The sequence below is a fragment of the Serratia sp. B501 genome (assembly GCF_051172315.1).
GTDB classification, from domain to species: Bacteria; Pseudomonadota; Gammaproteobacteria; order Enterobacterales; family Enterobacteriaceae; genus Serratia; species Serratia ureilytica.
On the sequence record NZ_JBPIZB010000010.1, the window covers coordinates 28,750 to 41,940 of the forward strand.

Sequence of the window (13,191 nt, forward strand, 5' to 3'; positions counted from 1 at the left end):
AAGCGCTAGTTTCGGTTGCGGTTAACTTTGATCACATCCGGCATGATACGGATTTTACGCATAATGTTTGCCAAATGGATGCGATCGCGGGTGGTCAAGCGGATAAAGGCGCTATAAACCCGACCGTCTTTCTCTTCGGTGTTCAGGCTCTGAATATTGGATTCGGCCGCGTTGATCGCCGCCGTCAGGTTGGCCAGCGCGCCCTGGTGGTTAAACATATCCACCTTGATCTCGGCGATGAACTCCTGCTCGGTCTCTTTATCCCACTCGACCGCCATGAACTTCTCAGGCTCTTTCTGATAGCCGCGAATATTGCGGCAGGATTCATGGTGGATCACCAGCCCTTTGCCCGGGCTGACGTGAGCGATAATCGGGTCGCCCGGAATCGGACGGCAGCACTTGGCGAAGGTGATCAACACCCCGTCGGCGCCCTTGATGGCCAGGTTGCGTACGCCGGAGGTGGTGCCCAGGCTGGACTGATCGCCCTGCAGGTTCTTCGCCACCACTACGCTCATGGCGTTGCCGAGGCCGATTTCCGCCAGCAGATCGTCCAGCGTCGCCAGCTTCATGCGATCCAGCTCGTGCTGAATGTTTTCCTGCGGGATTTCGGCCAGCTTGCGGCTGCCGCCCAACGCGTGGTTGAGCAGACGGCGGCCGAGGCCGACGGAGTCGTCGCGCTTGAGGTTCTTCAGCATCTGGCGAATCTTGGCGCGCGCTTTCGAGCTGACCACGAAGTTCAGCCAGGCGGCGTTGGGCCGTGCGCCCGGCGCGGTGATGATCTCGACGGTCTGGCCGCTGGTCAGCGACTGCGACAGTGGGTATGGCTGACGATCGACGCGCGCGCCGACGCAGGCATGGCCGATATCGGTATGCACCGCATAGGCGAAGTCGACCGGCGTGGCGCCGGCGGGCAGCTCGACGATGCGGCCTTCCGGGGTGAAAACGTAAATCTCATCCGGGAACAGATCGGATTTGACGCTCTCGATAAATTCAAACGAACTGCCGGCGCTTTGCTGCAGCTCCAGCAGGCTTTGCATCCAGCGCTGGGCGCGGATCTGCGCCGTGGTGCCGGTTTCGCCCTGTTCTCTTTCCTTGTAAGCCCAGTGCGCGGCCACCCCCATCTCAGCCATCTGATCCATGTCTTCGGTGCGGATCTGCACTTCGACCGGCACGCCGTGCGGGCCGATCAGCGAGGTATGCAGCGATTGATAGCCGTTGGCCTTGGGAATGGCGATGTAATCTTTCACTCGCCCCGGGCGCGGTTTGTACAGGCTGTGCACCTGGCCGAGCACGCGGTAGCAGGTATCGACCTCTTTTACGATCACCCGGAACGCGTAGATATCCATGATGGAATGGAAACGCTGTTCTTTCAGGTGCATCTTGAGGTAGATGGAGTAGAGGTGTTTTTCCCGCCCGCTGACGCGGCAGGCGATGCCGGCTTCGGTCAGCCGCCCTTCGATCTCGGAGAGGATTTTTTGAATCATCTCTTTGCGGTTGCCGCGCGCGGCTTTCACCACTTCCTTGATCACGCGATAACGGTTTGGGTACAGCGCCTCGAAGCCCAGCTCTTCCAGTTCGGTTTTCAGGTGATGAATACCCAGACGGTGGGCGAGGGGGCTGTAGATTTCCAGGGTTTCACGCGCGATGCGTCGGCGTTTGTCGGGGCGCAGCGAACCGAGGGTGCGCATGTTGTGCGTACGGTCGGCCAGCTTGATCAGTACGACGCGGATATCCTGCACCATCGCCATGATCATCTTGCGGAAGTTTTCCGCCTGCGCTTCTTTCTTGTCCTGGAACTTCAGCTTGTCGAGCTTGGAGACGCCCTCAACCAGTTCGGCGACGCTCTTGCCGAACAGCTGTTCCATATCTTGATAGGTGGCTGGGGTGTCTTCGATGACGTCGTGCAGCAACGCCGCCATCAGCGTCTCGTGATCGAGACGCATTTCCGCCAGGATGCAGGCCACGGCGACCGGGTGAGTAATGTAGGGCTCACCGCTGGAGCGTGTCTGGCCCTCGTGCGCGTCGCGCGCGACGAGGTATGCCTGTTTGAGGCGCTTAATCTGCTCCTCGGGCAGGTAACGTTGAATCAGCAGATTCAGGCTTTCAAACAGGTACAAGGCGGACTCGCAGTCTAATTAACGACGACCTTCAGCAATCGCGGTAACCGCTTGAATCTCTGCGGCTTCCTGCTCTTGCTGTTCCTGGCGCTCACGCACGTCGAGGATCTGGCTGGTGATCAGGCCTTCTTCGATTTCGCGCAGGGCGATAACGGTGTACTTGTCGTTCTCTTCCGGAACCAGTGCATCTTTGCCGCCGGTCTGGATCTGACGCGCCCGACGAGCAGCGACCAACACCAGGTCAAAACGGTTACCAATTTTCTCTACAGCGTCTTGAACAGTTACGCGTGCCATATTTGTGCTACTCCACAGGTGACGAAAAGACTGGGCATGATACTGAAACTGCCTTCAGTCTGCCAATAGTTTGCTGATTAAAGCGTCATGCCGCAGCAACTGGCGGCCCAAACGCAGGCGTTCGGCGCGAATGATGGTCTTCAGATCGGACAGCGCCAGATCGAAATCATCGTTCACGATCAGGTAATCGTACTCCGCGTAATGCGTCATTTCCGCCACGGCCTGAGCCATGCGTTTGGCGATCACCTCTTCGGAATCCTGCCCGCGCCCGCGCAGGCGGCGGCCCAGTTCTTCCTTCGACGGCGGCAGAATGAAGATGCTGCGCGCCTGCGGCATTTTGGCGCGGATTTGCTGCGCGCCCTGCCAGTCGATATCCAGAAACACATCTACGCCGGTCGACAAGACTTGTTCGATGGCGGCGCGCGAGGTGCCGTAATAGTTGCCGAACACTTCGGCGTGCTCAAGAAACGCGTCCTGCTCGATCATCCGGCGGAATTCGTCTTTCGAGACGAAGAAATAGTGCTCGCCGTGATTTTCACCCGGGCGACTGTCGCGCGTGGTGTGCGAAACCGAAACCTGCGTGTCGTACAGCGGTTGCGTCTTTAACAAAGCCTGAATCAGACTTGATTTACCTGCGCCACTGGGAGCAGAGACAATATAAAGCGTGCCTTGAGCCATGATGATGTTCGTTGATAACGGTTGATATGCCAAAAACAGCGGATGTGTATTTTCTCCGCACAGTATACACGGCTAACGCGCCGGGTGCAGCGTTAGCTCGCATTTTGCCCGCGGCTTTGCGTGGAAAAAGCGCCGAAAGGGCGAATTTGCGCGTCGAAGGGCGACATTTTTGCAGTTTTGGCCTCGGCGGCGGCGCGTTGCCGCCCCGAGATCAGTGATCCGGATGCTGGTAGTTGAACACCGGCAGGCCGAGGCGGAAGCGCAGGGCGATAAGACGCGCGCTCAGGCCGGCGACCAAGGTGAGGATCACCACCAGATTGTGCGGCAGGCTAAGGTGCTGCAGGCCGATATACAGCCAGGCGGCGCTGAAGGAGATGCCGGCGTAGATCTCCTTCTGGAAAACCAGCGGGATGCGGTTGCAGAACATATCGCGCAGCACCCCGCCGAAGACGCCGGTGATCACCGCGGCGATGGCGGCGATAATGGCGCTGTGCCCCATATCCAGGGCCACCTGCGCGCCGATGATGGAGAAGACGATCAGGCCGACGGCGTCGAGCACCAGGAACAGGCGGCGCAGATGGCGCATCAGAGGAGCCACCCAGGTGGTGACGATCGCCGCTATCGCGACGATGACGATGTATTCCGGGTGTTTGACCCAGCCCAACGGAAAATGCCCGAGCAACATATCGCGCACCGACCCGCCGCCGATTGCGGTGACAGAGGCGATGATGATCACGCCGAACATGTCCATTTGGCGGCGGCCGGCCGCCAGCGCGCCGGTCATGGCTTCGGCGGTGATGCCGATGATATAAAGGATGCTCAGTAACATAAGGGGTTCACAGCGTAATTGCGTCAGAATGATGGCCGGCAGGGTAATCGCCGCCGAGGACGCGCGCCACTGAGTTTTTTTCACCGATGGCGTTTCGGATTAATATAGCTAATCCAAATTCCATTTTTATTGCCGATAACCAGCCTTTTTTAACATCTGGCTGTTAATGAAAGCATTAGAAATTTCGCGCTAATTTCCATCGCTGACTATGATTTTTGCAGCGAATCCTTCAACCGAAAAATCGAGACTGCTGATGAAAAACTCCCCAAGACTGGCCGCCGGCGCCATGGTGGCCGCCCTGCTGCTGAGCGGCTGCGTGGCGCCAGCCCACCAGGCTGTTTCCCCCGCCCCGGCTTGTCGCACCGGCGATCCGCTGGTGCAGACAACGCTCTACTTCGGCCTGAACCGGCCGGCGGGGCCGGCGATCACCGCCGCCGAGTGGCAAACCTTCGTCGATAGCCAGGTGACGCCGCGTTTTAAAGACGGGCTGACGGTGTTTGATGCCAAAGGGCAGTGGCTGGGTCACGACGGCAAGCTGGCGCGCGAGAACAGCAAGGCGCTGCTGTTGATCCATGCGCCGGGCAAAGAGAGCGAGGCGAATATCGAGGCGCTGCGCAGCGGCTATAAGCAGCAGTTTGCGCAGGATTCGGTAATGCGGGTGGATGCGCCGGTGTGCGTGGCGTTTTAAAGCGAACTCCCGGCCCTGCGGCCGGGAGTGGGGATTACAGCACCAGGCCGGCGATGGCCGCCGACAACAGGCTCACCAGCGTCGAGCCGTAAACCAGCTTCAGGCCAAAACGGGAAACCACGTTGCCTTGCTGCTCGTTCAGCCCCTTGATGGCGCCGGCGACGATGCCGATGGAGGCGAAGTTGGCGAACGACACCAGGAACACCGACAGAATGCCCAGCCCGCGCGGCGACAGCTCCGCCGCGATTTTCTTCAGCTCAATCATCGCCACGAATTCGTTGGCCACCAGTTTGGTCGCCATGATGCTGCCCGCCTTCAGGGCCTCTTCCGCCGGGATGCCGATCAGCCAGGCCAGCGGATAGAACACGTAGCCGAGGATCTGCTGGAAGCTGATGCCGAGCACCGCCGAGAACAGCGCATTGACGGCGGAGATCAGCGCGATAAAGCCGATCAGCATCGCCGCGATGATCATCGCAATTTTGAAGCCGGCCAGAATGTACTCGCCCAACATTTCGAAGAAGCTCTGATCTTCGTGCAGCTTGTTCAGCTTCAGCTCCGGCTCGTCTTCGACCTGATACGGGTTGATGATCGACAGGATGATGAAGGTGCTGAACATATTAAGGATCAACGCCGCCACCACGTACTGCGCGTCGATCATCGACATGTAGGCGCCGACGATGGAGAGCGATACCGTCGACATGGCGGTCGCGGCCATGGTGTACATGCGGCGCGGCGAGATGTCGCCGATGATGCCCTTGTAGGCGATGAAGTTCTCCGACTGCCCCAGCACCAGCGTGCTGACGGCGTTGAACGATTCCAGCTTGCCCATGCCGTTGACCTTGGACAGCAGGGTGCCCACCAGGCGGATGATCAGCGGCAGGATGCGGAAATGCTGCAAAATGCCGATCAGGGCGGAAATAAAGATGATAGGGCACAAAACGCCCAGGAAGATAAACGCCAGGCCATCTTTGCTCATGCCGCCGAACACGAACTCCGACCCTTGGGCGGCGTAGGCGAGCAGGGTGTCGAAGAAGCCGGCGACGTGCTTGATCACGCTGAGCCCGCTGGCGGAGTGCAGGAAGAAGTAGGCCAGCGCGCCTTCGATCACCAACAGCTGGATGATATAGCGCAGGCGGATTTTCTTGCGATTATTGCTGACCAGCAGCGCCAGGGCGATGATCACCACCAGGGCCATAATAAATTGCAGAATTTGTGGCATAAACGGTCCGTACGGTTCACGGGCAGGAAAAAAACACATTTAGCCACAGCATCGCCGTCCTTTCATTACCTTGCGTGATAATTAGAACAAAATACTTATGGCGTGCGGGATATCTTGCCGATTGTCATCCGCACGCGCTGCTCGGCAGTTTTTCATAAGCCCCCGAAGTGCCTTAGTGAGCCGTCCTCCATGATGCCTGCCGGCTCGCAGCCTGATGCAACCACCGTCCCGCACGTTCAGGCGCCTGGAATCTGGTTCGCAATCGGCGATTTTTCCCGACGCAAAGCGTGGTTTTCTCGGCTGAGGAAGAGAAACATGTTTGGGCAAGGCGCCGCGACCGGCGCGCATTTTATCGAACAAGGAGGCGAACGATGAATACCGGCATGTTGCTCAGGGCGCTGGCCAACGGCGTTAATCCCGACACCGGCGAGCTGTTGAGACCGGCTTCAGCGGCCTGCGCGCCGGAGGCTATCCGCCTTCTGTTCGCGTTGGCCGACGAGTTTGACGGTGAATCTGAACTGCAGAAAAAAGCCAGGCTGACGCCGGAAGAAAAGCGGCAGAAGAATCTGGCCGAGGGCCGGCCGGCCAATGCCTACTTCCCTTGGCCGGAAGAAGAAAAACTGCGGCTGCGCGAGAGCCATGCGGCCGGGACGACGCTGGAGGCGCTGAGCGATGAGTTCGAGCGTTCAACCTGGAGCATTGCGGTGCAACTGCAGAAAATGGGGTTGATCGGTGAGGAACAGGCGGCCGCCTATCGCTGATCTATAGCCATAAAAAAGCCCGCGTGGCGCGGGCTTGATGGCGTGCGGAGCGGATCACTCGATGTTCTGGATCTGCTCGCGCATTTGCTCGATCAACACCTTCAGCTCGATGGCGGAGGCGGTGACGTCGGCATTGATTGACTTGGAGGCCAGGGTGTTCGATTCGCGGTTGAATTCCTGCATCATAAAGTCGAGGCGGCGGCCGACGGCTTCTTTCTTCTTCAGGATGTTGTGCGTCTCTTTCACGTGCGCTTCCAGGCGGTCCAGCTCTTCGGCGACATCGATGCGCTGCGCCATCAGCACCAGCTCTTGCTCCAGGCGAGTGTTTTCCAGCTGCACCTGCGCCTCTTCCAGCTTGCTGACCAGGCGCTCGCGCTGCCATTGCAGGATGTTCGGCATCTGGGCACGCACTTTGACCACTTCGGCGCTGACGCCGTCGAGGCGCTGTTCGATCAGCGTTTTCAGCGCGGCGCCTTCGCTTTCGCGTGCGACGATAAAGTCATCCAGCGCGCCGTCCAGCGCTTGCATCAGCTCGGCGCTGATGGCGTCCAGATCCTGCTCCTGCGCGGACATCACGCCCGGCCAGCGCAGCACGTCGATCGGGTTGATTTCTCCTTCGTCGCTCTGCATTTTCACCCAGTTGGCGGCTTCGACCAGCTGTTTGGCCAGTTTTTCGTTCAGGATCAGCGAGCTTTGCGCGCTTGGATCCAGTTCGAAACGCAGGTTGCATTCGACTTTGCCGCGGGTCAGGCGGCCACGGATACGTTCACGGATCACCGGCTCCAGGCTGCGGAATTGCTCCGGCAGGCGGATGTAGGTTTCTAAGTAGCGCTGGTTAACGGAACGCAGCTCCCAGGCTGCGCTGCCCCATTCACCCTTGATTTCACGCCGGGCGTAGGCGGTCATGCTGCGGATCATTGATGCGTACCCGTAATAGGAAAAGATGGGGCGATTATAGCGTCGCGGCTGCGGGCAGGATAGGCATTACGTCACGAAGCCCGTATAATGCGCAGCCAATAGTTGATTTGAAGCCGGAGAGAGCCCATGCGTCCTGCAGGCAGAGCACCACAGCAAGTTCGCCCCCTGACACTGACCCGTCACTATACCAAACACGCTGAAGGTTCAGTGCTGGTTGAGTTTGGCGATACCAAAGTCTTGTGCACCGCCACGGTAGAAGAGGGCGTTCCGCGCTTCCTGAAAGGCCAGGGGCAAGGTTGGATCACCGCCGAGTACGGCATGCTGCCGCGCTCCACCCACAGCCGCAACGCCCGTGAAGCCGCCAAAGGCAAACAGGGTGGCCGCACGCTGGAGATCCAGCGCCTGATCGCCCGTTCGCTGCGCGCTGCGGTGGATCTGAAAAAGCTCGGTGAATTCACCATCACTCTCGACTGCGACGTACTGCAGGCCGATGGTGGTACCCGCACCGCTTCCATCTCCGGCGCCTGCGTGGCGCTGGCCGATGCGCTGAACACCCTGGTGGCCAACGGTAAGCTGAAAGCCAATCCGATGAAGGGCATGGTGGCGGCGGTTTCCGTCGGCATCGTCAACGGCGAAGCGCTGTGCGATCTGGAGTATGTAGAAGATTCCGCGGCGGAAACCGACATGAACGTGGTGATGATGGAAGACGGCCGCATGATTGAAGTGCAGGGCACCGCCGAAGGCGAGCCGTTCAGCCACGATGAGCTGTTGGCGCTATTGGCGCTGGCCCGAGGAGGCATCGAAACCATCTTCCAGGCGCAGAAAGCGGCGCTGGCGGACTAATTTTTCAAGGCGACTGAGAAGTCGCCTTTTTTATGCCCGCCGATCGGGCGGCAGTAATGACAAGACCCAAGCAGATTCAGACGAGGAGAAGCAGTAATGAAAGCCTATCAGCGCCAGTTTATCGAGTTCGCGCTTAACAAGCAGGTATTGAAATTCGGCGAGTTCACCCTGAAATCCGGCCGCACCAGCCCGTATTTCTTCAACGCCGGCCTGTTTAATACCGGGCGCGATCTTGCGCTGTTGGGGCGCTTCTATGCCGAAGCCCTGATGGATTCCGGCATCGATTTCGATCTGCTGTTTGGCCCGGCCTATAAAGGCATTCCTATCGCCACCACCACGGCGGTTGCGCTGGCGGAACACCATGAGCGCGACGTGCCTTACTGCTTTAACCGCAAGGAAGCCAAGACCCACGGTGAGGGCGGTTCGCTGGTGGGCAGCCCGCTGCAGGGCCGCGTGATGCTGGTGGACGATGTGATCACCGCCGGTACCGCGATCCGTGAGTCGATGGAAATCATCGGCGCCAGCGGCGCTTCGTTGGCGGGCGTGCTGATCTCCCTCGACCGCCAGGAACGCGGCCGCGCGGACATCTCCGCCATTCAGGAAGTGGAACGCGACTACCACTGCAAGGTGATTTCGATCGTGACGCTGAAGGATCTGATCGCCTATCTGGAAGAGAAACCGGAAATGGCGGACCACCTGGCGGCGGTGCGCGCTTACCGCGAGCAGTACGGGATATAAGTAAAAACGCCGGGCATGCCCGGCGTTATCGTTATTGCAGCTGGGCCGCCAGGAGCGGCCAGCGGGCGTCGAATTCCTGCGTTGGACGATAGCGGAATTCCGAACGCACATAGCGCGACAACATGCCTTCGCAGAAGGCCAGCAGCTGGCTCGCCAGCAGCGTTTCATCGACGATGAAGCCTTTGCCTTCGCGCAATTTGCGCTCTTTCAGCACCTGACGCAGCTGCGCCTCGATGCGTTCGAACAGCTGGTTGATGCGGCCCTGCAGGCGATCCTGTTCAAACATCAGCGCGTGGCCGGTCATGATGCGCGTCAGCCCCGGGTTGCGTTCCGCAAAGCCCAGAATCAGCAGTAAAATCAGGCGCAGACGACTAAACGTCTCTTTCTCGTCCTGCAAGATCAGGTTGATGCGGGTGATCAGGCTGTCTTCGATAAACTCGATCAGACTGTCGAACATCCGTGTCTTGCTGGGGAAATGCCGGTACAGCGCAGCTTCAGAAACACCCACGTTCGCGGCGAGCTTGGCGGTGGTAATGCGCTGGCTGCCGTCGCTGGATTCCAGCATCTGGGCTAACGCCTGCAATATTTCCTCGCGCCGATTCCTTTTCGTATTTTCTTTTTCTGCCATGTCTGATTAGACCCTTGCTAAAACTTAACTGACGGAAACCCGGGCACCGGCCGCTGCAGAGCAGGCTCTGTGCGGCTTATGTGATAGCTTTTTTACGATGCTGGGGTCAGCGGCCTTAACGGCCTTTTTCCGCGCTGCCTGGTGTGCGCTGCAATTGTCGCGGTAAAACCTTGCCGCAGAGACATCCTTCTCCCCGGAAAGGCAAGGTTCAGGCGACGTTTCCCTGCCGGCCATCGTGCATTGAGTGGCGCTTAGTGGCGCCCTGAGTGGCCGAAGCCACCTTCGCCGCGCTCGCTGCTGTCGAACTCTTCCACCAGGTTGAACTCGGCCTGCACCACCGGCACGAAGACCATCTGCGCGATGCGTTCACCCGGTTCGATAGTGAATGACTTCTGGCCGCGGTTCCAGACCGACACCATCAGCTGGCCCTGATAATCGGAGTCGATCAGGCCGACCAGATTGCCCAGCACGACGCCGTGCTTATGGCCCAGGCCTGAGCGCGGCAGGATCACCGCCGCCAGGCCGGCGTCGGCGATATGGATCGCGAGACCGGTAGGCAGCAGCGTGGTTTCACCCGGCGCCAGCTCCACCGCGCTGTCCAGGCAGGCGCGCAGGTCGAGACCGGCGGAGCCCGGAGTGGCGTAGGTCGGTAGCGGGAAATCCTGACCGATGCGCGGGTCGAGGATCTTAACGTCGATTTTTTTCATCATAACGGCTGACTATCTCGTCTATTAAACGTTGGCCAAGGAGTGCCTTGTCGCTCAGCGCCAGGCGTTTATCTCCATCCTGCCAAAAAAGGTGCAGGGCATTGGTGTCGCTGTTGAACCCGTGCTCTGCAAGCGATACATCGTTAGCGCAAATCAAATCCAGCTTCTTACGCGCCAGTTTTTGCCGCGCGTATTCTTCCACATTCTGGGTTTCGGCGGCAAACCCCACGACAAACGGTCGATTTTTGGTCATCGCCGCCACACCGGCGACGATATCGGGGTTTTTTACCATCTTGAGGACGATTTCATCACCCTGTTTTTTTATTTTTTCATCGGCGATCCGCTCGGGACGGTAGTCGGCTACGGCGGCGCAGGAGATGAAAATCTGCTGCTGAGCGGCGCGCTGTTGCACCGCCTGTTCCATCTCGAGCGCGCTGGTGACGTCCACGCGTGTGACCTTCGGCGGCGTCGGCAGGCTCACCGGCCCGGCGATCAGCGTCACCTGCGCGCCGCGGGCGGCGGCGGCGCGGGCGATGGCGAAGCCCATTTTGCCGGAGCTGTGATTGCTGATGAAGCGTACCGGATCCAGCGCTTCGCGCGTCGGGCCGGCGGTGATCATAACCTGCAAATGTTGCAGATCCTGCGGGGCGGAGAAATGACCGTTCGCCAGCTCGACGATGTCCAGCGGATCCAGCATGCGGCCCGGGCCGACGTCGCCGCAGGCCTGGCTGCCGCTGTCCGGCCCCCAGAGCAGCATGCCGCGCGCCTGCAGCGTTTGCAGGTTGGCCTGCGTGGCGGCGGCGCGATACATCTGCTGGTTCATGGCGGGGGCGGCGGCGATAGGGGCGTCGGTCGCCAGGCAGACGGTAGTCAGCAGATCGTTGGCCATGCCGGCGGCGACGCGCGCCAGCAGATCGGCGGTCGCCGGCGCCAGAATCACCAGATCCGCCCATTTGCCGAGTTCGATGTGGCCCATGGCGGCTTCGGCGGCGGGATCCAACAGATCGTCGGACACCGGGTGGCCGGAAACGGCCTGCAGCGTCAGCGGCGTAATGAACGCCTTGGCGGCGTGGGTCATCACCACGCGCACTTCCGCGCCCCTGTCGCGCAGGCGGCGCACCAGCTCTGGGCATTTGTAGGCGGCGATGCCGCCGCTGATGCCAAGCACAATATGTTTGCCGGAAAGTCCCGTCATCATCATTGTCCGATTGAAAGCCGAAAGATGCGCCATTTTAGCATATCCGCCGTTCAGGTGAGCGATTCCGCAATGGCTGCAGGGCGTTACATTGTGCTTTGCGAAACACTTCGCAATGTTATCAAACACCTGTCGAACGCGCCGGGGAGCGCATGGCATGCTGTAGCCCTTTCAGGGAGGAACACGATGAGCAACCCGACTGTGGCGTGCTGGCCGGGCGCGCTGGCGCCGCGTGAAAAGCTGTTGATGCAGGGGGCCGCGGCGCTGTCCGACGCAGAGCTGTTGGCCATTTTCTTGCGCACCGGGTTGCCCGGCGTGCACGTAATGCAGCTGGCGGAGCAGCTGCTGCGCCGATTCGGCTCGCTTTACCATCTGATGTCGGCCGATCATCAGGCGTTTTGCAGTCAAAAAGGCCTGGGCGACGCCAGCTATACGCAGCTGCAGGCGATTGCCGAGCTGGCGCTTCGCTTCTTTTCCAGCCATCTCTCGCAGGAAAACGCCATGCTTAACCCGCGCGTCACCCAGCATTATCTGCAAAGCCTGCTGGCGCATCGTGAGCGAGAGGTCTTTTTGGTATTGTTTTTAGACAATCAGCATCGGGTTATTCGCCATCAGGAGATGTTTGCTGGTACCATCAGCAGCGTCGTCGTCTACCCGAGAGAAATTGTACGCGAAGCGTTGAAGGCTAATGCCGCCGCGCTGATTCTCGCGCATAATCACCCCTCGGGTAAGGCTGAACCCAGTCATGCCGACCGTTTGATAACTGAACAGGTGGTGAAAGCCTGCCAGTTATTGGAGATCCGAGTGCTCGATCATTTGGTGATCGGTCGGGGTGAATGCGTCTCTTTTGCCGAGCGCGGATGGCTTTAAGCGATTTTTTCGCGATCCTTGTGGGATCTTTAGCTGTTCGGGACTTGAGCACTTACGCTTCAGAGCGTATACTACGCCACCTTTGAGAATCTTGGGTTTGGCGCAAGAGCCTATCTCAGCAGGTTTCTGACCTGATGTGTGGTTTCTACCTGATGACGAGAGTCTCCTCAGTATGAAGTTTGCTGAGATGGGCTCTAAAAGCCTGACGAGGCGGCCATACCCTATACGAAGCTCGAGCTGATTTGATTTTTGGAGAATAGACATGTCCCGAGTCTGCCAAGTTACTGGCAAGCGCCCGGTGAGCGGTAACAACCGTTCCCACGCAATGAACGCGACCAAACGCCGTTTTCTGCCTAACCTGCACTCACACCGTTTTTGGGTTGAGGCTGAGAAGCGCTTTGTAACTCTGCGTGTATCTGCTAAAGGTATGCGTGTTATCGATAAGAAGGGTATTGAGACGGTTCTGGCCGATCTGCGTGCCCGTGGTGAGAAGTATTAAGGAACTGAATCATGGCTAAAGGTGTTCGCGAGAAGATCAAGCTGGTTTCTTCTGCTGGTACTGGTCACTTCTATACCACCACGAAGAACAAGCGTACTAAGCCGGAAAAATTGGAACTGAAGAAATTCGATCCAGTTGTCCGTCAGCACGTAGTATACAAAGAAGCTAAAATTAAATAATTTTAGTGGATTAATGAAAAACCCGGCC

At 58.9% G+C, this 13,191-nt stretch carries 16 protein-coding genes; 7 read left to right on the plus strand and 9 right to left on the minus strand.

All coding sequences use genetic code 11. The features are described from left to right. Positions 1–5 precede the first annotated feature (5 nt). The 4 genes from spoT to ACSBQV_RS22490 form a co-directional block, all read right to left on the minus strand. Positions 6–2,117 (minus strand): bifunctional GTP diphosphokinase/guanosine-3',5'-bis pyrophosphate 3'-pyrophosphohydrolase, encoded by a 2,112-nt coding sequence (gene spoT, locus ACSBQV_RS22475; protein ID WP_015379445.1) that lies wholly within the window; start codon positions 2,115–2,117, stop codon positions 6–8. Between the two features lie 18 nt (positions 2,118–2,135). Then, positions 2,136–2,411, minus strand: a complete 276-nt coding sequence (gene rpoZ / locus ACSBQV_RS22480) for a DNA-directed RNA polymerase subunit omega (RefSeq protein WP_004931221.1) — start codon at positions 2,409–2,411, stop codon at positions 2,136–2,138. Positions 2,412–2,465: 54 nt separating this feature from the next. After that, the gene (gmk, locus tag ACSBQV_RS22485; RefSeq protein ID WP_033636481.1) at positions 2,466–3,089 is read right to left on the minus strand and encodes a guanylate kinase; all 624 of its coding nucleotides are present in this window, start codon (positions 3,087–3,089) and stop codon (positions 2,466–2,468) included. A 211-nt stretch (positions 3,090–3,300) separates the two neighbouring features. Further along, on the minus strand, positions 3,301–3,918 hold the full coding sequence (locus tag ACSBQV_RS22490) for a trimeric intracellular cation channel family protein (protein ID WP_025304704.1): 618 nt from the start codon (positions 3,916–3,918) through the stop codon (positions 3,301–3,303). 253 nt (positions 3,919–4,171) lie between these two features. On the opposite strand from ACSBQV_RS22490, the gene ACSBQV_RS22495 reads away from it, so the two are divergent. Continuing rightward, the gene (locus tag ACSBQV_RS22495; protein WP_099784820.1) at positions 4,172–4,606 is read left to right on the plus strand and encodes a DUF3574 domain-containing protein; all 435 of its coding nucleotides are present in this window, start codon (positions 4,172–4,174) and stop codon (positions 4,604–4,606) included. A gap of 34 nt (positions 4,607–4,640) precedes the next feature. On the opposite strand, the gene ACSBQV_RS22500 is transcribed toward ACSBQV_RS22495, so the two are convergent. Continuing rightward, positions 4,641–5,825, minus strand: a complete 1,185-nt coding sequence (locus ACSBQV_RS22500; RefSeq protein WP_004931212.1) for a NupC/NupG family nucleoside CNT transporter — start codon at positions 5,823–5,825, stop codon at positions 4,641–4,643. Positions 5,826–6,196: 371 nt separating this feature from the next. On the opposite strand from ACSBQV_RS22500, the gene ACSBQV_RS22505 reads away from it, so the two are divergent. Then, positions 6,197–6,586 carry a hypothetical protein gene (locus tag ACSBQV_RS22505; protein ID WP_099784791.1) on the plus strand — a complete coding sequence of 130 codons (390 nt, stop codon included), beginning with the start codon at positions 6,197–6,199 and terminating at the stop codon, positions 6,584–6,586. Positions 6,587–6,640: 54 nt separating this feature from the next. Here ACSBQV_RS22505 and ACSBQV_RS22510 read toward each other — a convergent pair whose 3' ends face one another. Next, positions 6,641–7,504, minus strand: coding sequence for a YicC/YloC family endoribonuclease (locus tag ACSBQV_RS22510; RefSeq protein WP_015379441.1), 864 nt, complete (start codon positions 7,502–7,504; stop codon positions 6,641–6,643). 126 nt (positions 7,505–7,630) lie between these two features. On the opposite strand from ACSBQV_RS22510, the gene rph reads away from it, so the two are divergent. Together rph and pyrE are read left to right on the plus strand one after the other, a co-directional pair. After that, on the plus strand, positions 7,631–8,347 hold the full coding sequence (gene rph / locus ACSBQV_RS22515; RefSeq protein WP_025160305.1) for a ribonuclease PH: 717 nt from the start codon (positions 7,631–7,633) through the stop codon (positions 8,345–8,347). 96 nt (positions 8,348–8,443) lie between these two features. Continuing rightward, the gene (pyrE, locus tag ACSBQV_RS22520; RefSeq protein ID WP_042785593.1) at positions 8,444–9,085 is read left to right on the plus strand and encodes an orotate phosphoribosyltransferase; all 642 of its coding nucleotides are present in this window, start codon (positions 8,444–8,446) and stop codon (positions 9,083–9,085) included. Between the two features lie 31 nt (positions 9,086–9,116). Here the strand turns inward: pyrE and slmA are convergent, their stop codons facing one another. The 3 genes from slmA to coaBC all read right to left on the minus strand — a co-directional run bounded on the left by slmA (position 9,117) and on the right by coaBC (position 11,618). After that, positions 9,117–9,713: a nucleoid occlusion factor SlmA gene (gene slmA, locus ACSBQV_RS22525; RefSeq protein ID WP_033652258.1), complete on the minus strand. Its 597-nt coding sequence runs from the start codon at positions 9,711–9,713 to the stop codon at positions 9,117–9,119. A 251-nt stretch (positions 9,714–9,964) separates the two neighbouring features. Then, positions 9,965–10,423: a dUTP diphosphatase gene (gene dut, locus ACSBQV_RS22530; RefSeq protein ID WP_033652257.1), complete on the minus strand. Its 459-nt coding sequence runs from the start codon at positions 10,421–10,423 to the stop codon at positions 9,965–9,967. Beyond that, positions 10,401–11,618, minus strand: coding sequence for a bifunctional phosphopantothenoylcysteine decarboxylase/phosphopantothenate--cysteine ligase CoaBC (coaBC, locus tag ACSBQV_RS22535; protein WP_168177212.1), 1,218 nt, complete (start codon positions 11,616–11,618; stop codon positions 10,401–10,403). Before coaBC ends, dut begins: the two co-directional genes overlap by 23 nt. Positions 11,619–11,801: 183 nt before the next feature. Here coaBC and radC point away from each other — a divergent pair, with 183 nt between their 5' ends. From radC to rpmG, 3 genes are all read left to right on the plus strand, one after another. Further along, positions 11,802–12,485, plus strand: a complete 684-nt coding sequence (gene radC / locus ACSBQV_RS22540; RefSeq protein WP_016929682.1) for a RadC family protein — start codon at positions 11,802–11,804, stop codon at positions 12,483–12,485. A gap of 262 nt (positions 12,486–12,747) precedes the next feature. Beyond that, complete coding sequence (gene rpmB, locus ACSBQV_RS22545) at positions 12,748–12,984, plus strand: 50S ribosomal protein L28 (protein ID WP_004931195.1); 237 nt, start codon at positions 12,748–12,750, stop codon at positions 12,982–12,984. Between the two features lie 11 nt (positions 12,985–12,995). Beyond that, the gene (gene rpmG / locus ACSBQV_RS22550) at positions 12,996–13,163 is read left to right on the plus strand and encodes a 50S ribosomal protein L33 (protein ID WP_002442576.1); all 168 of its coding nucleotides are present in this window, start codon (positions 12,996–12,998) and stop codon (positions 13,161–13,163) included. The last annotated feature ends 28 nt before the right edge of the window (positions 13,164–13,191 follow it).